The organism is Caballeronia sp. A2-2 (genome assembly GCF_057612605.2).
Map to the genome: position 1 here is coordinate 24,811 of NZ_JBVFIR010000005.1, position 18,967 is coordinate 43,777.

Consider the following 18,967-nt stretch of genomic DNA (forward strand, 5'->3'; position numbering starts at 1 on the left):
TCTTACTCGACGATGACGAGCGCCGCTAATGCGCCTTCGTCCGGCGTGAGACGAAGCGCGGGACCGTGTTCGTCGCGGGTCATGACGTGACCGGCTTCGAGCGTCGTTGCGTTCATTTCGCAGCGGCCGCTCATGACGAGCGCCAGCGCGAAGCATCCGCGCGGCACGTTCGACGCTTGCGTCAGCGGCAGAATGCGTGCGCGCACACGGCCACGCAAAGCCATTGCATTGAGCGCGATCACCGGGCCATCAATTAACGTGGCGTGCCATGCCGCATCGCCGCTGTATTCGGCCACCAGACCCGGACGCAGATGACATTGCACGGCCTCGTCGCGCAGCGTGATGCCCGCGCCTTGCATCACGAGCGACAGGCGCGTCATGCCTTCGAAGCGCGAATACGGCCCGTCGCGTTCGATGGATGCAAGACTGATGCGCCACGCACCGTCCGCGTCTTCCGCCAGCGGACGCGTGGTGCCGCCTCCATTGCGCCACGGCTGCGTCGCGAACGACTCCAACGCGCGGATACGCATGCGCGCCTCAGGAGACGGCGCCGACACCGTACTTACCAGTAAGCAACGCACCGGTTGCAAAACGTTCGACGGAATACGGCGCCAGCGATACATCGGTCGGCAAGCCGAGCGCGGCCTGCGCGAGCACGCGTCCGACCGTTGGCGACAGCTTGAAGCCGTGCCCGGAAAACCCGTAACCCACGATCAACCCTTCGATGCCCGGCAACGCGCCGAGCACCGGATTCCAGTCGGGCGTCACGTCGTACACACCCGTCCACGACGAAGCGATGCCCGCCGCCTCGTAAGCCGGAAAGCGCTCGGCAACCTGCGCGCCGACTTCGACTACATAGTCCATCGAAATGTCGCCTTGTTCGGTGTCGGCGGAGTCGAGTTTTTCGCCTGCGGTGCCTTCGCTCACCAGCATTTGATTGCCGCCGTAGCTGCGGCAATACAGCATGCCGGGTGACGCGAGATCCTTGAAGACCGGCATCTTGTAGGTATAGGCCGCGCCCGCGCATTCGAGCGCGATCACGGCGTGACGTTCCGGCGAAACGGGCAGCACGGTATGCGTCCATGCCGCGAGTTCGGGCGTCCAGATATTTTGCGTGCTGACCACCATCGGCGCGGCGAAATCGCCCGCGCTCGTCGATACGCCGCGCACCTTGCCGTCTTCGATCAGCAAGCGGTTCACGGTGACGTTCTCGCGAATCGTCACGCCGCCGCGCCGTGCGGCGCGCGCGAAACTCGTCGCGGTGAGGTAGGCATCGGCGAAACCGGCTTCGGGTTCGTAGCCGATCAGCGCGGCATCGTCGAAGCGGGCGATGGGCATGAGTTCGTGCGCTTGCCGTGCATCGAGCAATTCCAGCGGAATGCCTTGCTGCTTTTGCTGTTCGAGCGATGCGCGCAACGGTTCGAGCTTGTCGCCTTCCGCCGACACGATCATGTAGCCGCATTTCACGAGTCCGCACGAGGCTTCGTCATCGCCCAGATAAGCGGCGAAATCGTTGAACACGGCCCACGACTTGCGCGCGAGTTCCACGTTTTCCTTGACCGAATAATGCGTGCGCAGAATGCCCGACGATTGCGATGTCGTGCCCGAGCCGATGGTCGCGCGATCCAGCACGAGCACGCGTTTCGCGCCGAGCTTCTGAAGATGGAACGCGACCGAACTGCCGATCACGCCCGCACCGATCACCACTACGTCGTAGCTGTCCACTGTTGCGCTTCCTTGCTCAAGATGACGGATGCAGTGTGCCGCGAACGCAGGGTTTCGCCGCATCCATAAGCGAAACCGATGCTATGCAGAAGCGGCGGTTTCAGGCCGCGCCTTCGAGACCTTTCATGACTTCGGCCTGCACCGTTTGCCAGATCGACTTCTTCATCTCCAGATAGGCCGGAGAAAGCTGCACGTCGGCGGTGCGCGGCATGGGCAGATCGTTGCGAATGTCCTGCACGATGCGCCCGGGCTTCGCGCCCATCACGATCATGCGCGTGGAGAGCATCAACGCTTCGTCGATGGAATGCGTGATGAATACGATGGTCTTGCCGCTCTTTTCGTAAAGCGAGAGCAGTTGTTCCTGAAGGACTTGGCGCGTCATGGCGTCGAGCGCGGCGAAGGGTTCGTCGAGCAGCATCACGTCGGGATCGTTGGCGAGCACGCGCGCGATTGACACGCGCTGCTTCATGCCGCCCGACAGCTTGCCGGGATAGCTGTCCTCGAAACCTTTGAGTCCCACCGCTTCGATATGACGTCGCGCTGCCTCGCGTCTTTCGGCACGGCCGATGCCGCGCATCTTCAAGCCGAACGCGACGTTCTCGCTTACCGTTTTCCACGGAAACAGCGCGTATTGCTGAAACACCATGCCGCATGCGGGCTCGACATCCTTGACGTGTTTGCCGTTGACGAACACGCGTCCCTGCGTCGGCGGCTCGAAACCGGAAATCATGTTGAGCATCGTCGATTTGCCGCAGCCCGATGCGCCGAGCAAAACGAGGAACTCGCCCTTTTCGATATCGAGATCGACTTCCTTGAGCACCTGCAACGCGCCATAGCTTTTAGCGACGCCTTTGAGTTGGATCATCGCTGCCATGAAAGCACTCCGCGTTCGATGAGCCGGAACGCCGCATCCGTAATGAGCACGGTAATGCTGATGAGCACCATGCCGAGCACGACGGTATCGGTCTGGAAGAACTCGCGTCCGTTCATTATCATGAAGCCGAGCCCTTGCTGCGCCGCGACGAGTTCGGCGGAAATCACGCAGGTCCACGACAAGCCGAGAATCACCTTCATGCCGGACAGAATTTGCGGAATGCAGCCCGGCAAGATGACTTCGAACATGACCTGCCAGCGGTTCGCGCCGAGATTGCGCGCCGCGCGGATAAAGATCGGATCGACGCTTCGCGTGGCATCGATCACGTAGAGCAGGGCGGGCGCGAACGAACCCATGAACACGATGCTGTACTTCTGCGTCTCCGTGATGCCGAACCACAAGAGCGACAGCGGAATCCAGCTCATCGACGGCAGCGGGCGCAGGAACGACAGCAGCGGATCGAACACGGCGCGCGCCACGCGCGATGTACCGAGCACGATGCCGAGCGGTATCGACACGACCGCCGCCACGAAGAAGCCCACCATCACGCGGCGCGTGGAGGCCAGCACGTTGTCGAGCAACGTGTTCGCATGCCACATGCGAATGCCACGGCTCAACACTTGCGACGGCGCGGGCAGAAACACCGCATCGACGAGACCCGCGCGGCACACGAGTTCCCAGAGCAGCAGAAAGCCGATCAGCGAGCACGCGCTCAAAATCAGCAGGCCGCCGCCGTCCAGCCATTTTCGGTTCGATGCCATGCGCCGGCGCTCAGAGATAAGTTGCGTTGATCCAGTCCGAGACCTTCGGCGACTGATCGATCTGCTTGAGATCGACGAGCATGTCGGAGAGTTTTTGCACGCCATCGACGAAGGGCGCGGGTTTGCCGCCGGTGCCCGCGAACAGCGTCTTTTGCTGCGCGTGCGAATACCATTGCGTTTGCCTGAGCACCGCCATCTGTTCGTCTTCCGAAAGATTCGTGAGCGTCATCAGAATGGGCGCGGCTTTTTCGGGGCTTTGCGTCATCATGTCGTTGGCCTGCGCGATGCCTTGCAGAAAGGCCTTCGGCACGTCGGGATGCGCGGTGGCAAATGCGGTGCGTACCAGCAGCACGTCCGGTCCTGGCGTCAGTTGATATTGCTTGTAGAGCGAGAAAGACGAATCGTCGAGCAGCAGCTTCGTGTCGGGCAGCGCCTTGATGCGATCGAAGGTCGGCGTCCACGCGGCGGCGGCATCGATCTGATTGCTGCGGTACGCGGTGAGCAGTTCCGTCGCCGGAAGATTGATGATGCTCACGTCCTTGCTCGCATCCATGTTCGCCTGATGCAGCACATCGAGCAGCAGCACATGCGAACTCGATGCATACGTCACGCCGATCTTCTTGCCCTTGAGGTCGGCAAGCGACTTCACGCTGCTGTGTACGAGCAGTCCTTCGGACTTGCCGAAGTTGTTCGGCGTCGAGATAAGCTGGAATTGCTTCGCGCCATTCGCCATCAACGCGAGCGCCGAGACCACGCCCGTTCCCGCGATATCGATATTTCCCGCCATCACCGCGCCCATGCGCGCCGACGAAGTGGAGAACGACTGCCAGTGACAATCGATGCCGAGCTTCGTGAAGATATCGGTCTTCATGGCGAGATACGCGGCGTAATGGCCGAGCCAGGCCGAGCCGCCGTAGTTCACCACGGTCGCCGTCGCCGCCGCGCGCGCCAGCGGCGAGAGGGCCGCCGTGAAGCCCGTCGTGGCCGACGCCACGCCAATCAAGGAGGCCTGCTTCAGAAACCTGCGGCGATTCGTTGTCATCGTGTGCCTTGTCTGAACGTTGAGTGACCGGTGTGTGCACAGGATGGTAGTGGCGAACGCGCTCCGGTCATTAAGCCGCATGACCGAATCAGCAACTCTTATGTTTTGAAGCAGTTCCGCTAATCCCGTCAGGCGTTGTTCGCTTCAGGGCCGATGCCGTAGGCATCGAACAATTCGGCGGGCACGCCGGGCAAGGCAGCGTGCAGTCCCGCTGCGATCACGTCCCGCGCGACCGCGATCGATTCGCGCGAAACGGCATCGGCCATGGCGGACCACTCGGAGCGCCGCGTGAGAATGTAGAAGTGGCGATGCCCGATGCGCGTGACCGGCAGCTTCACCACGGTCAAGTCCGGCAGATGCGCGCGCGATTGCCAGAGACACAGCGGTGAGGTGATCGCGCAGCCGAAACCGGACGCGACGAGACTCAGCAGCGGGTCGGTATCGTCGAATTCATAGCGGTTGGGCGCATGAAAATTCATATGCTTGACGAGCCGTTCGACCTGCTGACCGATCAGCGAACGGCCCGTATAGCGCAGCAGCGGAAGCTCGCGCACCACGTCGTGAAAGTCCCGCAGCGTGCGGCCCGTGCTGAACGACTTCGGCGCGACGGCGATAAACGTTTCGGAGAACAGCGGACGTAGCTCGACGCGACGCGGATCGAGCGTGGCCTCGGTGCAGATCGCGAGATCGAGTTCGCGGTTGGCGAGTTGTTCACTGAGCGTCGGCGTGAGGCCGGACCACATCGACAGCGTTTTCATGCGGTCGGACAGACGCTGCACGAGATGCGGCCCGATGCTGGCGGCGAACGAATCCACGCAGCCGATCCGCAGGCTCGATACGCTTTCGTTGGTCGCCGTGCGCACGTTGTGCGAAACCGCCTGCGCGTGTTCGAGCAGCCCGCCCGCCTGTTCCAGCAGAATGCGGCCCGCTGCATTGGGCCGCACGGGACGGAACTCGCGGTCGAACAGCGCCACGCCTTGTTCGCGCTCCAGCGCCGCGATCAACTGGCTCACCGCGCTTTGCGTCACGCCGAGCACGCGCGCGGCCTCGGTCATCGAGCGTGTCTCGCAGACCGCCACGAATGCCTGAAGCGCACGCAGATCCACGCCGACGAAAGTGTTTCGCATGGTTTCCTCCTGCGCTCATTTTGCCGTAGATCCATGCAGCGGCTTTCGCGGCCATAATAGCGGGCAGTTCTTCGATCCCTTACGTATAGCGATTTGGTCAATCACTCTCCATCGCCGGAAAACGCGCCGCGCCGCTTCGTGTTCCTGTTGGCCGAAGGCTTGTCGATGATGAGCCTGTCCTCCGCCATCGAACCGTTGCGTTCGGCCAATCGCCTGGCGGGCGAATCGCTGTATGCGTGGACGCTGGCGAGTCTGGATGGCGAGGCGGTGGCGTCATCGAACGGCATTCCGCTGGCGGCAAGCCGCTTCGACGATGTGTACCGCGATGCCGATTACGTGTTCATCTGCGGCGGACTGCGTTTGTCGCCCGCGCTCGAACCGGCATTTATCGCGGCGCTCAAACGCGCGGCACGAACGGATGCCGTCATCGGATCGCTCTCGACTGCGACTTATCTGCTCGCGCGCGCGGGCCTGCTCGAAGGCTATCAGTGCACCATTCACTGGGAGAATCTGCCCGCCTTCACGGAAACCTTTCCCGATGTGCTGTGCAGCAGCAAGCTCTTCGAGATCGACCGCGACCGCATGACGTGCTCGGGCGGCATCGCGGCGATGGACATGATGCTGCATCTGATCCGCACGCAGCATGGCAGCGATCTGGCCGTGCGCGTCGCCAACCAGTTTCACCACGAGCGCATTCGCGACACCGCCGACGATCAGCGCGGCTGGCGCGACCAGAATCATGCGAGCTTGCCGCGCGGCATCCGCCGGGCCATCGAGATGATGCGCGCGAACGTGGAGACGCCTTTGCAGATCAACGATATCGGCTCGGCGATCGGCATGACGTCGCGGCAGATGGAGCGGCTGTTTCTAAGGCATTTGAACGCCACGCCCGCGCGTTATTACGTGCAGTTGCGGCTGGAACGCGCGCACGAACTGCTGACGTATTCCAGCGTGCCCGTCGCCGATGTCGCGGTGGCGACGGGCTTCGCTTCGCCCTCGCATCTCGCGCGCTGGGTGCGGCGCGCGTATGGCATCAGTCCGACGGAATTGCGTGCGGCGCAGCCCAAGTCGTGAGGCGCGTTCAGACCATTTCCAGCGTCGGCGCTGAAGCATGCAGCGGCAACGGCATCCAGCCCTGAAGCGCGCGCCAGTCCGGTTCGAGACGCGCGAAACGCGCCAGCGAGAACGACGAGAGATCCGCGAACTCGCAGCGGCCATCGATCACCAGATCGCGGATGGCGTGACCGCTCGCCGGCGAAAGCCCGAAGCCGACGCTCGACAGCGTGGCCACCGTCACGTTGCCTTGCGCGTCGGGCCGGTCGATCACCGGGCGTCCATCCGGCGTGTTCTCGATATAGCCGGCCCAACTGCGGATGACCTTGGCATGCGCGGCCTTCGGCAAGAGCGCCGCGAGACGCGCCGCGATGCTGCATTGAAGCGGCGTCGATTGCGGGCGCACGCGGGGCACATCGTCGAGAGCGATCCATTCGTGCGGACCGCCGCCATACGCCAGATTGCCGCGCAACGTCTGCCGCCCGTAAAGGCCGTTGCCGTCCACGCCGCCGAGGTTCATCTGCGGAAGCGGTTCGGTCACGATCATCTCCGCGCGCGCCGCCGCCAGCGGCACGTCGATGCCCAGTTGCGCCGCCAGCACGCCCGTATGCGGTCCCGCCGCGATCACGAGCTGATCGCACGCGATGTCGCCCGCAGGCGTCGTCACCGCACTCACGCGGCCACCGCGTTGCACGAAGCCCGTCACCGGCGTGTGCTGAAGGATGCGCCCGCCGTGATCCTCCATCGCCCACGCATAAGCCTGCAAGGTGCGATGCGGATTCGCATGTCCGCCGAAGTGATAGAAATAGCCCGCATAAACGTTGTCGCCCGCGAGCGGCACGAGTTCGCGCACTTGTTTCGCATCGAGCACATCGGAACGCAGACCGTGATGCTCGCCGTTTTCCAGCGCGCGCCGGTAGAGCCTGAACTGATCCTCGTCGAGCGCGATACGAATACGCTCGCGGCAAAATTCGGTCGGATAGCCGAGCAGTTCGTCCATCATCGGCCAGAGGCGCTGTTCTTCCATGAACAGCGGACTGTGATGATGCGAGCAGCCGCCGCCATTGCGGCCCGACGCGCCCCAGCCGATCATCCCCGCATCGAGCACGAGCACGTCGATGCCTTCGCGCGCGAGCCACCATCCCGCCGACAGCCCCGTCACGCCGCCGCCGACGATCACGACCGATGCGCCTTTTGCCGATATGTTCATGCTTCCATGCCTCGATGCGTGTTGATTTGAGCGTGTTTATTCGCTGGCGACCGGCTCACCCGTTTGCCGCGTCCCCGCGCGATACAGCGGTTCGACGCGCCAGAACGGCACCCATTGCGATGCCATGCCGAACCAGCTATCCCAATGCGCGCCGGTCGCGGGCGCTTCCGCTATTTGCGCGAGTTGACGCAGCGCGAGCGGGCGCACCGGGGCGCGAAACGTCGCGAGCGGAATCTCGGCTAGAGCACAGTCAGCGCCGATGGCAAGCAGCGCCGCCACTTGCTCGCGGCATCGGCGGCCCTGGCACGGACCCATGCATGCGCGTGTCAATCGCTTGACCGCATCGGGATTGGGCGGGCCGCTGCGTGCGAGTCCTTCGACGCCGCGCGTGTCGTGTTGTGCATCGGCGGGATGCCAGCCGAGATAACGCGGCGGCCGCACATCGAGGATTTCGCGCGCCGTGACTTCCTCGCACTGGCAGACGAACGGCTCGCCCGCCGCCGCGACGACGCTTGCTCGTACCCAGTCCACGCGCGATTGCGCTATGTCGTGTGTTGGCGTGTCGGGCTGCGCGGCATCGGTCACGCTCTCGCCCAGCGCAGCAAGCGCCGCGCGACGGCCTTCTTCCCGCGCGATGGCTTCATCGCAACTTTTCGCGGGCCACACGCCCGCGCAATCGCCCGCTGCAAACGCGAATGGCAGCGAGGTGCGCTGCATCGAATCTACGCGCACGACATGACCGCCGCGCGCGGCATCGAACGTGGTCGCGCAACCGGCCGCTTCGAGCAGTTCGATCGCAGGCAACGCCGCGATGCCGAGCAGCACCGTGTCGCAATCGAAGGATATCGGCGATGCCGAATCGAGCGCTTCGACCTGTACCGATGTCACGCCATAGGCATCGCCGTGCGCATGCCGGACCACGTGCCGCGTGAGCATGCGCGCGCCACCGGCTTCGAGTCTTGCGGCAAGTGAGGCATCGCCGAGAATCGACGTGGATTGCTCGATCACCGCGACGATCTGCACGCCGCGCGACATCAGTTCGATGCCCACGTTCAGCGCGTCCGTGTCGCTGCCGACCAGCACCGCGCGACGCGCATCGAGCGCGCCGTACAGCACGGCGAGCCGCCACGCGGCGCTTGCGCCCATCACGCCGGGTCGCTGCCAGCCGTCGAAGGCGAGGCCCATGTCGCGCCGCCCGGACGCGACGATCACCTGCTTGAAACTCATGAGCCACGTCTGCGATGCATCCGCGAGACCGGCGGCGTGCGTGTCCATCCACGCGCTCGCCGGCCCGTGCGGAAAGAGGCCCCAGACGGCAGTGCCGAGCTTCACATCGACGCCCGCTTCCAGCGCATCGCCGAGTTCGGGGCGCGCATCGAGCATGGCTTCGAGCATGGCGTTCGCGTTGCCCGCGACCGCGCCCATGCGGCTGCCGAAATGCAGCGGCACGTCTTCGCCCATGGTTTCGAGCGGCACGGGGTTTTCATCGACGAGCGTCACTTTGATCCCGTGCCGCACGGCTTCGAGCGCGGCGGCAATGCCCGCCGGTCCCGCACCGACGATCAGCAAATCGGTCGATTCGCCGATGGGCGGCGCCTTGCCCGCGACGGACGCGGGATCGTGGAAGGGCGTGGCTTGAGCTTCGTTGTTCACTGGCATCTCTCTTCAACGGTTTCGACTTGAGGCGCGTTCAGCACGAGTTCGCATAGCGATGCGGCGCGGGCATCCGGTTCGGCGAGCGCATCGACGGCGGATTCGAGTTCGTGCGCGAAGCCAAGGCTGAAGCGTGCGCTCGTCAACGCGCGGAATTTTTCGCGTTCGGCGGCGGGCGTCATCGGGCGCGCGGGGTCGCCGCTGGCTTGCATCGCGCCGGAATCGAAACGCCGTCCATTGCGCAGTTCGACGATGACGCGCGCCCAGCGCTCGGCGGGAAACGCGGCATCGAATTCGGCGTGTTCGCGCGTGACGAGACGCGGCAACAGCGCATGCACGGCGGGATCGGCAAGACCGGTATCGCCGATGGTCGCGGCATCCACGCAGCCATGCAGCAGCGCGGCGGCGACGGGGAACAGCACGCCGTATTGCGCTTCCTCGGTCGTGCGCGGGACGGCGGACCACAGACGCGCCGCCTGATGGAAGGTCTCGATTTCGACGCGCTCGATCTGCGCGGCATCGAAACCGCTCTGCGCGCGCACCGTCAGCGCAGCCGCAATGGCCGCGTGCGCCCAGCGGCACACGGGATACGGCTTCACGTACTGTTCGAGAATCAGCCAGCGCTCGCCGAGGTCGGACCAGAGCGCGGGTGCATCGCGCTCAACCGTTGTCGCAGGCGCGCCGGTAAAACCGCGCGCGGCGAGCAGCGCAGCGCTGATTCCCGCCAGCGCGCCCCACGACGAACCATCCTTCAGCATGGTCGGATGGTCGATGCAACGCATCATGTCCGAACGCGGTCCGTGATACTCCGCGATGCCGAGCGCATGCCGCGTCGTAGAAAGATCGAAGCCCATCGCGCGGCTCGCGATGGCCGCCGCCGCCAGCGCATTCCACGCGCCCGATGTGTGATATTCGCGGCTCGTCGCATGCAGCGCGATGCCCGCACGCGTGCCGAGTTCGTACCCGAGCACCGTCTGCACGATGAACTCGCGTCCGCTCATGCCGGGCGTGCGCTCGGTCATCGCCAGCAGCGCGGGCAACACGGTGACGCCCGCGTGACCCTTGGTGAGCGCGTGGCCATCGTGACCGTCGAAGCTGTCGATGGTCGCCGCGCCCGCGAAGGCCGCGCCCGCCGCGCTCACGATGCGTCCATCGAACATCATGCGCGCGGGCGTGCGGCCTGCCGCAAAACAATCGAGCGCATGTTCGCGCGCGATTTCGGACATGCGCGTTGATGTGCCCGCCGCCGCCACGCCGAACAGATCGAGCAGACGGCGCTGTGCATCGCGCACGATGGCTTCGGGCAGCATGTCGAAGCGCAGGGCGTGCGTGAAGCGGCTGGCGTCGTCGTGAAGCGGAGGCGTGGTCATCGGAAGGCGATCTCGACATCGGTGGACGGACGGCTGGAGCACGCGAGAATCCAGCCTTGCGCTTCTTCGGTGGCGGAGAGTCCGCCTGCGTGATGCATCGCGATGTCGCCCTTCACGCGGCGAACCTTGCATGTGCCACAGATGCCGCTCGCACAGCCGCACGGAATCACGACTTGCTGACGCGTCGCCGCGACGAGCAGCGTTTCGCCTGCGCGGACATCGAAATGTTTATCGCCCAAGGTCGCGCGATGAACGATGCCGCTCGCTTCGCCCTCCGCTAGAGCGTGCGGCGCAGCGTCGAGCACAGGCCCGAAGTGCTCGATATGAAACGCCGCGCGGCGCGCGCCTTCCGCGGCGTGAATCTGCCGAATGGTTTGCATGAAGCCCGCAGGCCCGCAGCAATAGACCGTGCGACGCCCGAAATCCGGCGTCGTCGCCCAGAGCGTGCCGCGCGCGATGCGTCCACGCAGGCCGAACCAACCCGGCGCGGGCGCACTCAGCCACACGCTGACTTTGAGATTCGGCATGCGCGTCTGAAGCGAGGTGAGTTCATCGGCGAAGAGAATGTCATCGGCGCGACGCGCGGCATGCAGCCAAGCGACATCGGCATTTGGATTGCGCCGGGCCAGCGTGCGCAACATCGACATGAGCGGCGATGCACCCGATCCCGCCGACACCAACGCGATCAGTGCGTCGTCCGAAACATCGAGCGTGAAGCGGCCGAGCGGATAACGCGCATCGATCTGCATGCCGGTTTCGAGCGTGTCATGCAGCCAGCGCGTGACGACGCCATCCGCCTGCGCCTTGATGGTGAGTTCGATCACGTCGGGATCGAGCGGCGTCGAGGCGATGGAAAACGTGCGGTCGTGACGCACGCCATCGATCAGAAGCGTGAGCAACATCGCCTGTCCGGGCGCGTAACGGCGCGCGCCGTGCGGATGCGGATCGCGCAGGCGAAACGTCTTGATGCCCGGCGCTTCGTCGCGCACACCGATACATTCGAGCGTGCGCGCGGCGGCATCGTCGAAAGCGAGCGCAGGATCGGGTGCGATAAGCACATCAGCCATTCGACACCTTCAACGCAATCGAACGATGCGGATGCGAGCCATCCAGATACGCACTCAGTTTGTCCGCATACCAGTTCGTGAAGTTGCGCAGCATGAACTCGGACGGCGCATACGGTCCCGGTGTGTACGCGATCGAACCCACGCCGAGCTGATTGTTCGCCGCGAGCCGCGCGTCCTGCGTATTCGTCGCGTTCCACACGGAAGTGAGCGTGCCGATGTCGTAATCCACGCCTTCGACCGCATCCTCGTGAACGAGCCAGGTCGTGCGCAACATCGTGCGCGACGCCGACAGCGGCAAAATCCGAAAATGGATGATGTGATCCGCGAGAAAGTGATTCCAGTTGTTCGGCACGCGAAACATGCGCACGGAGCCGAGATCGGGTTCGGTGAGATCGCCGAGCAGCTTGCCGCACGCGGGCGAACCATCCTGCGTGAACGACACCGCGCCGCGATGAAACGGCAGCCGAATACAGCGGAATTCCTCGCCGCCATCCACCGGCAAATGCGGCAGACCGTGACGTTCCCATTTCGCGGCTTGCGTGTCCATCAACTGGCGAAAGTCGCGGGAACCTGCGGGATCGTCGGGCAGCGCGAATTCGACCAGCGTCGCGAGCAGTTCGGGATGATTGCCCGCGCAGTGATAACACTCGCGATTGTTTTCGATGACGAGCTTCCAGTTCGCGTCCTCGATCATCGTCACGGCGGCGGCGACCTTCGTGCGCCACGGCTGATGCGGCGCGATGTACGGCGTCACGGCATCGCGAAAACGGTTGATATCGGGCGGCGTATCGGCGAGGCAGATGTACACCATGCCGCACACGATCTCGACATGCACGGGCCGCAAGCCATATTCGCCGCGCTCGAAGTCCGGCGGCATTTGCCGCGCGTGCAGCAGCGAGCCATCGAGTTCATAGACCCACTGGTGATACGCACACGTCAGCCGATGCGCATGACCTTTCTCATCGAGACAGATACGCGATCCGCGATGCCGGCACGTATTGAAGAACGCGCGGATTTCGCCATCGTGATCGCGCAGCACGACCACCGAAGTCGGACCGATTTCGAGCGTCAGATAATCGCCGGGTTCGCGCAGTTCGCAACCGTTGCACGCGAACAGCCATTCGTTGTTGAACACCGCGTCGATGTCGAGCTGGTGAAACGCTTCGTCCGTATAGAACGGCTGCGGCAACGAAAAATTATCGCGGCGTTGCGAGAGGGCGGCACGCACGCGCATCGGGTCGATCATCGTTCTGCTCTCCGTGCAAACGATCGGTTAGATCAATTGTCAGCCGCTGATTTACCCGATGCCGACAGGCACACGACCAACGCAATCACGAAAGCGACACGATGTCGTTTCCGGACGCACCGCGAGCGAGGATCGCATCGATGGCGCGGGCATCGCGCACGGTGGGAAGATCGAAGCGGGCGCATCGCACGGCGTCGTAATCGAGCGCGGCGATCACCAGTTGCTCGCGCGCCGATTCGCTTTGCGCGAGCGTTTCGCCACGCGGTCCGACGATGCGCGAGCCGCCCCAGAAATGCAGCGCGCCTTCGCGGCCCACGCGATTGGCGAATACGATGGGCAAGCCGTAGACGAGGGCATGCGCGCGCAGAACGGTGTCCCAGCCGCGCGGATTATCGAATTCGGTGCCGACCGCTTCGACGGCGGAACTTACCGGCGCGGCGCACAAGGTCGCGCCGTCGCGTGCGAGCCGATGCATCAGCGCGGGACTCCAGAGGTCGGCGCAAATGGGCGTGGCGATGCGCCAGCGCGCATCGTCCGGCAACGCGAACTGATCGAGACGTTCGCCGTGGCCGTAGTATTTGCCATCGTCGAGCCCGCCGTAAGTCGCCAGCGCAATCTTGCGATGCACATGCAGCACGCGCCCCGCATGAAGCGTCGCGACGCTGTTGTAGAACTGCGCGCCCGGCGCTTCCTCGATGAAGCCGACCACTGCCGCCAGCGACGTGCAGCATCGCGCGAGTTCGAGCAAGGCTTCGTCGTCGCGGGAAAGCGCGAGCCGCAACGCGTGTTCGCCCGCGCCATGTCCCGCGAGCGACAACTCGGGAAACACCAGCAGCCGCACGCCGCGTTCGGCCGCCTCGCCGATCATGCGCCGATGCACTTCCAGATTCGCGGCCAGATCGCCGACCACGGTTTCCGTCTGCGCGGCGGCGACGAGCAACGGTTCCATCGCGCGCATGGATCAGAGCAGGCCGGCTGACTTGAGGAATGCGCCCGAGACATCGTTGAGCGACTTCTTCTGCACATCGACTTCGGCGTTGAGGCGGGCCATCGTCGCATCGTCGAGCTTGGCGGAGAGCGCGTTCAGGATGCCCGCGAGCGTCGGATTCGCATCGAGCGTCGCCTTGCGGATGACCGGCGTGAGCGCATAAGCAGGGAAGAAGTTTTTATCGTCACGCAGCACGATGAAGTTGAACGCGGGCACGCGGCCATCCGTCGTGAAGACGAGCGCGGTATCCACCTGACGATCCTTCAACGCCTGATACGTGAGACCCGAATCCATCCGCTTGATCTGCGACGGACTGAACTCGAAACCGTATTCCTTCTCCAGCGGACGCAGACCATCGGGCCGCGCGTAGAACTCGGAATTGCACGCGAAGGTCAGTTCCTTGCCGCCCTTGAGTGCCTTGGCCAGATCGCTCAGCGTGACGACGCCGAGCTTCTGCGCGACGTCGCGATTCATCGCGATACCGTACGTATCGTTCGCTTTCGACGGATCGAGCCAGACGAGGCCCTTTTGCGCGTCGAGTTCCTTCACGCGCGCATAGGTTTGCTGCGGGTCGAGCTTGTCGGTCACCTTGTTATAGGTAATCAGCGACGTGCCGGTGTATTCCCAATACACATCGACCTGACCGTTCTCTTGCGCCTGACGCAGCACCGTGCTGCCCATGCCGTCTTTCTTGACGACCGTGAAACCCTTGGCTTGCAGAAGTTCCGTGGTCATCTCCGCGAGCAACACCTGTTCGGTGAAGTTCTTCCCGCCGACCGTGATGGTCGATGCGGCCTGCGCAGGCGCATTCAACGCGAGCGCGCCGAACGTGATCAGGAATGCAGCGGACAGGCGCGACCATAGCTTGCGTGACAACGACGGCTTGAACATGGGTTTCGTTTTCCGGGAAAAGAAGTTCAACGTAGAGGACTGACGCCGCGCGGCACGAGCCAATGCTGAATCTGCGCGACGAACAGATCGGTCGCGACCGCGAGCAGCGCGGTCGGTATGGCGCCGGCGAGCAGCATGCCGAAATCGTTCAGGTCGATGCCGGTAAAGATGAGTTCGCCCAGCCCGCCGCCGCCGACCAGAAACGCCAGCGGCGCGGTGCCGACCGTGATCGCCAGCGCCGTGCGCACGCCCGCGAGAATCACGAACATCGCGTTGGGCAGTTCGACCTTGAAGAGAATCTGCCGCTGCGTCATGCCGATGCCGTTGGCCGCTTCGATCAGCGCGGGCGGCACGGCGCGGATGCCTTCGTAAGTATTCATCGCGATGGGCAAGAGCGTGGCGAGCCACAACGCGAGAATCGCGGGCTTCGCGCCGATGCCCAGCACGCTCATGGCGAGCGCGAGGATCGCGAGTTTCGGCACGGCCTGACCCGCATTGAGCGTGAACATGACGAAGCGCGCGGCGCGGCCGTTGCCGGGGCGGCTCAGCCAGACGCCGACCGGCACGGCGACGAGAATCGCCGCGACTCCCGCGATCAGCACCATCAGCATTTGCTGGCCCGACTGATACGCGATGTCGGCGCGGTACTGGCCGATGGTCGCCAGCCAGTCGTCCGCGCGCGCGGATGCGCTGAGAAGCGCCATCGACACGCCGAACGCGATGCGCGCCTTCATCGCACGGCTCCGGCGACGAGCGCGGGTTCGGCGATATCCGGCGATGCATCGATCGCATTCGGCGATGCTTCGCCCGACGCGCACGCCGCGCGCGCCATCAGCGCGATACGCTCATGCGTCACGTAACCGATGAAGCGTTCGTCCGCGTCGATGGCGGGCAGCCACGTCGCGCCGTGCGCGAGCAGCATCGACATGACCGAGCGCAGATCGTCGCTCGCGCGCACGACGCCGGGAAGCGCGCGAAGTTGTGCTGCTTCGAGCGTCGCGCCGCCAGCCGCGAGTTCCGCCGCGCCGACGTGGCCCGCGAGCCGGCCTTGCGCATCGAGCACGACGAGCGTTCCGGCGAGGTGATCGCGCAGCAGGGCGCGTGCGTCCGCGCTCGGATAACCGAGTCGCGCCACGCGCGCGGGTTCCTGCGCCGCATCGGCGGCGCGCATCAGACGCAGACGCTTCAACGCCCGGTCCGCACCCACGAAATCCGCGATGAACGCGCTCGCCGGACGCGCCAGCAATTCATCAGGACTCGCCATTTGCTCGATCTTGCCGTTGCGAAAGATTGCCACCTTGTCGCCCATCTTCATCGCCTCGTCGATGTCGTGGCTCACGAACATCACGGTCTTACGGAGGCTTTTCTGGATATGCCGAAACTCGTCCTGAATCGATGCGCGGTTGATCGGATCGATCGCGCCGAACGGTTCGTCCATCAGCATCACGGGCGGATCGGCGGCGAGCGCGCGCGCCACGCCCACGCGCTGCTGCTGGCCGCCCGACAGATCGCGCGGATAGCACGGCATGAAGATGGCCGGATCGAGCGACACCATTTCCAGCAGCTTGTGCGTGCGTTCGCGGATGCGCGTCTTGTCCCAGCCAAGCATCTGCGGAACGACGGCGATGTTCTGCGCGACCGTCATGTTCGGGAACAGGGCGACCTGCTGAATGGCATAGCCGATGCGCCGCCGCAACTCGACGACATCGAAGCCCGCCGTATCCGCGCCGCCGATGAAAATCTGGCCCGAGGTCGGTTGCACGAGACGGTTGATCATCTTGAGCGTGGTCGTCTTGCCGCAACCGGACGGCCCGAGCAGCACGCACAGTTCGCCTTCCTCGACCGTCATCGAAATATCGTCGACGACCGGCTTTTCGCCGCGCGATTCGAAGCATTTGGTCAGGTGCCGAAGATCGATCATCGTGCCTCCGCCGTGCTGTTGTACGAGTTGACGCGCCGCCACAGGAAGCGCGCGCGTCGTGGCCGCATGCCTTCCGGCGTCAGACGCCATTGCAGCGCGGCAAGGCCCACGTCCGCGAGGATCGCGAGCAGCGCGACGATCACCGCGCCCGCCACGAGCTGACGCGGGTCCGACTGCGAGATGCCACGGCTGATGAGACGCCCGAGCCCGCCCGCGCCGATATACGTCGCGATCGCCGCGATGCCGATGTTCATCACCACCGCCATGCGCACCCCCGCCATGATGATCGGCACGGCAATCGGCATCTCCACGCGAAAAAGGCGCTGCCACGGCGTCATGCCCATGCCGAGCGCGGCCTCACGCAGCGCGGGATCGAGATTGCGGATGGCCGCGTACGTGTTGCGAAGAATTGGCAACTGCGAATAGAGAAACAGCGCGATGGCCGCCGGCAGAAAGCCGATGCCTTGCCCGATCAGCGACAGCACCGGAATGAGCAGGCCGAACAGCGCGATGGACGGGATGGTCATGAGCATCGCGGCGATATACAGCACGATCTTGGCGAGCCGCTCGTTCAGCGTGATGACGATGCCGAGCGCCACGCCCGTCACAATGGCGCAGCCGACCCCGGCCAGCACGAGCAGGATGTGATCGACCAACATGTGCCCGATCGATGCCGCGTTACTCCAGACGAAAACCAGCGTATCCAAGCGGCCTCCCTGCGTTCGTGCATCCTGCCCAGTGTCGATGAATGTACCGGTCCAAAATCGGTTCGACCAACACAAACTCGACATCTACTGTCACAGATCCGACGCGCCCTGTCGATTCTCGAAAACGCTTCCAGAGTGCGATGGACAATTTGCACACGCCATCCGCCGAACAAGGAGTCTCGATGAAACGCACGCCATCCACGATGATCGACCTGCGCGCGCTGCATGCGTTCGTCACCGTGTGCGAGACCGGCTCGATGACGGCGGCGGCGCAGCGCCTCGGCGTGAGCCAGAGCGCGGTGAGCCAGTCGATTGCGTCGCTGGAGCGCGAGCAGGGCGCGGACCTGTTCGATCGCGACAGCCGTCCGCCGCGCCCGAACCGCGCCGGACGCGCGTTGCTCGAACTCGCGGGTCCGCTGCTGGATCATGCGCAGAGTGTGAGTACGCGGATCGGCGAAGCGTCGCCGTTGCGCTTCGGTTGCGTCGATTCGTTTGCCGCGACCGTCGGACCGGAACTGATTCGCGCGATGTCGGGTTCGGCGCGGCAGATTGCGTTGTGGTCGGGACTCACGCCGGGTTTGACTGCGCAAATGCAGGCGCGCGAAGTGGATGTCGTCGTCTGCACGCAAACCTCGTTGAGCGATGCGCGCATTGTCGAAGCGCCGCTGTTTTCGGAGGCGTTTGTCGCGGTCGTGTCCAAACGATGGCTGGACGAGCGTGGACCGCTTGCCGATGCGGCGAACGCGTGGCGTCGGCTTGCTTTCGAGTTACCGCTGATTCGCTATACGGCGCGTTCGGTGATCGGTCAGCAAGTCGAGCGGTTCGCGCGGCATCTGGGAATCGACAGCCCGCGCCAATTTGAATTCGATGCCACCGATCCGCTGCTGAGTCTCGTCAGTGCGAAGCTCGGGTTTGCGATTTCAACGCCGCTATGTCTATGGCAAGCGCGTCATTATCTAGATGAGCTTGCCGTGCTGCCGCTGCCGGACGGACGGCTCGGGCGGCGTGAGTTTTTCTTGCTGCATCGGCCGGGCGAGTGGGATGTTTTTGTCGATGAGGTCGGGATGCTGACGCGCCGCGTGCTTGAGCACGTGATTCGTCCGGCACTCGCGCGCGCTGCGCCGATGTTGCCGGACGACGCATTGATGTGAGGTCCGAAACGGACGTGGCCGCCTTCAAGGATTCCGTTCTGCAACTCGTGCACGGCGCATGCGAATACGGCGTCCCATCATTCACGTTTTTCATATAGGCAAGGCCAGCCCGCTTACGCTGGCATCGGGCCTCGTCAAGCTGGGCGCCGTGATAGTGCCGATGGGGTTCGGAGTAGGCTGC

The 18,967-nt window shown here is 64.2% G+C and carries 18 protein-coding genes; 2 read left to right on the forward strand and 16 right to left on the reverse strand.

The genetic code is table 11. From position 1 onward, the window contains the following. Nucleotides 1-2 precede the first annotated feature (2 nt). From ACZCWR_RS34265 to ACZCWR_RS34290, 6 genes are all read right to left on the reverse strand, one after another. Complete coding sequence (locus tag ACZCWR_RS34265) at nucleotides 3-530, reverse strand: HutD/Ves family protein (protein WP_487306982.1); 528 nt, start codon at nucleotides 528-530, stop codon at nucleotides 3-5. A 7-nt stretch (nucleotides 531-537) separates the two neighbouring features. Further along, nucleotides 538-1,725: an NAD(P)/FAD-dependent oxidoreductase gene (locus tag ACZCWR_RS34270; RefSeq protein WP_487306983.1), complete on the reverse strand. Its 1,188-nt coding sequence runs from the start codon at nucleotides 1,723-1,725 to the stop codon at nucleotides 538-540. 100 nt (nucleotides 1,726-1,825) lie between these two features. Next, entirely contained in the window at nucleotides 1,826-2,590 is a 765-nt protein-coding gene (locus ACZCWR_RS34275) for an ABC transporter ATP-binding protein (protein WP_487307095.1), read from the reverse strand. Further along, on the reverse strand, nucleotides 2,587-3,360 hold the full coding sequence (locus ACZCWR_RS34280) for an ABC transporter permease (protein ID WP_487306984.1): 774 nt from the start codon (nucleotides 3,358-3,360) through the stop codon (nucleotides 2,587-2,589). Before ACZCWR_RS34280 ends, ACZCWR_RS34275 begins: the two co-directional genes overlap by 4 nt. 10 nt (nucleotides 3,361-3,370) lie before the next feature. Beyond that, nucleotides 3,371-4,402: an ABC transporter substrate-binding protein gene (locus ACZCWR_RS34285; protein WP_487306985.1), complete on the reverse strand. Its 1,032-nt coding sequence runs from the start codon at nucleotides 4,400-4,402 to the stop codon at nucleotides 3,371-3,373. Between the two features lie 128 nt (nucleotides 4,403-4,530). Continuing rightward, entirely contained in the window at nucleotides 4,531-5,529 is a 999-nt protein-coding gene (locus ACZCWR_RS34290; protein ID WP_487306986.1) for a LysR family transcriptional regulator, read from the reverse strand. Between the two features lie 93 nt (nucleotides 5,530-5,622). On the opposite strand from ACZCWR_RS34290, the gene ACZCWR_RS34295 reads away from it, so the two are divergent. After that, nucleotides 5,623-6,603, forward strand: coding sequence for a GlxA family transcriptional regulator (locus tag ACZCWR_RS34295; RefSeq protein ID WP_487306987.1), 981 nt, complete (start codon nucleotides 5,623-5,625; stop codon nucleotides 6,601-6,603). Between the two features lie 7 nt (nucleotides 6,604-6,610). Here ACZCWR_RS34295 and ACZCWR_RS34300 read toward each other — a convergent pair whose 3' ends face one another. The 10 genes from ACZCWR_RS34300 to ACZCWR_RS34345 all read right to left on the reverse strand — a co-directional run bounded on the left by ACZCWR_RS34300 (nucleotide 6,611) and on the right by ACZCWR_RS34345 (nucleotide 17,635). Continuing rightward, on the reverse strand, nucleotides 6,611-7,792 hold the full coding sequence (locus ACZCWR_RS34300) for an NAD(P)/FAD-dependent oxidoreductase (protein WP_487306988.1): 1,182 nt from the start codon (nucleotides 7,790-7,792) through the stop codon (nucleotides 6,611-6,613). Nucleotides 7,793-7,828: 36 nt separating this feature from the next. Further along, on the reverse strand, nucleotides 7,829-9,445 hold the full coding sequence (locus tag ACZCWR_RS34305; RefSeq protein ID WP_487306989.1) for an FAD/NAD(P)-dependent oxidoreductase: 1,617 nt from the start codon (nucleotides 9,443-9,445) through the stop codon (nucleotides 7,829-7,831). Continuing rightward, the gene (locus tag ACZCWR_RS34310) at nucleotides 9,442-10,815 is read right to left on the reverse strand and encodes an MmgE/PrpD family protein (protein ID WP_487306990.1); all 1,374 of its coding nucleotides are present in this window, start codon (nucleotides 10,813-10,815) and stop codon (nucleotides 9,442-9,444) included. Before ACZCWR_RS34310 ends, ACZCWR_RS34305 begins: the two co-directional genes overlap by 4 nt. Further along, on the reverse strand, nucleotides 10,812-11,882 hold the full coding sequence (locus ACZCWR_RS34315) for a flavin reductase family protein (RefSeq protein ID WP_487306991.1): 1,071 nt from the start codon (nucleotides 11,880-11,882) through the stop codon (nucleotides 10,812-10,814). Before ACZCWR_RS34315 ends, ACZCWR_RS34310 begins: the two co-directional genes overlap by 4 nt. Next, on the reverse strand, nucleotides 11,875-13,128 hold the full coding sequence (locus tag ACZCWR_RS34320; protein WP_487306992.1) for an aromatic ring-hydroxylating oxygenase subunit alpha: 1,254 nt from the start codon (nucleotides 13,126-13,128) through the stop codon (nucleotides 11,875-11,877). The genes ACZCWR_RS34315 and ACZCWR_RS34320 overlap by 8 nt, the downstream gene beginning before the upstream one ends. 85 nt (nucleotides 13,129-13,213) lie before the next feature. Continuing rightward, nucleotides 13,214-14,086, reverse strand: a complete 873-nt coding sequence (locus ACZCWR_RS34325; protein ID WP_487306993.1) for a nitrilase-related carbon-nitrogen hydrolase — start codon at nucleotides 14,084-14,086, stop codon at nucleotides 13,214-13,216. 3 nt (nucleotides 14,087-14,089) lie between these two features. Beyond that, nucleotides 14,090-15,007, reverse strand: a complete 918-nt coding sequence (locus ACZCWR_RS34330; RefSeq protein ID WP_487306994.1) for a glycine betaine ABC transporter substrate-binding protein — start codon at nucleotides 15,005-15,007, stop codon at nucleotides 14,090-14,092. A 26-nt stretch (nucleotides 15,008-15,033) separates the two neighbouring features. Beyond that, the gene (locus ACZCWR_RS34335; protein ID WP_487307096.1) at nucleotides 15,034-15,711 is read right to left on the reverse strand and encodes an ABC transporter permease; all 678 of its coding nucleotides are present in this window, start codon (nucleotides 15,709-15,711) and stop codon (nucleotides 15,034-15,036) included. Nucleotides 15,712-15,737: 26 nt separating this feature from the next. Then, complete coding sequence (locus tag ACZCWR_RS34340; RefSeq protein WP_487306995.1) at nucleotides 15,738-16,928, reverse strand: ABC transporter ATP-binding protein; 1,191 nt, start codon at nucleotides 16,926-16,928, stop codon at nucleotides 15,738-15,740. Next, complete coding sequence (locus tag ACZCWR_RS34345) at nucleotides 16,925-17,635, reverse strand: ABC transporter permease (RefSeq protein ID WP_487306996.1); 711 nt, start codon at nucleotides 17,633-17,635, stop codon at nucleotides 16,925-16,927. The genes ACZCWR_RS34340 and ACZCWR_RS34345 overlap by 4 nt, the downstream gene beginning before the upstream one ends. A 182-nt stretch (nucleotides 17,636-17,817) precedes the next feature. Here ACZCWR_RS34345 and ACZCWR_RS34350 point away from each other — a divergent pair, with 182 nt between their 5' ends. Further along, the gene (locus tag ACZCWR_RS34350) at nucleotides 17,818-18,786 is read left to right on the forward strand and encodes a LysR family transcriptional regulator (protein WP_487306997.1); all 969 of its coding nucleotides are present in this window, start codon (nucleotides 17,818-17,820) and stop codon (nucleotides 18,784-18,786) included. Nucleotides 18,787-18,967 lie beyond the last annotated feature (181 nt).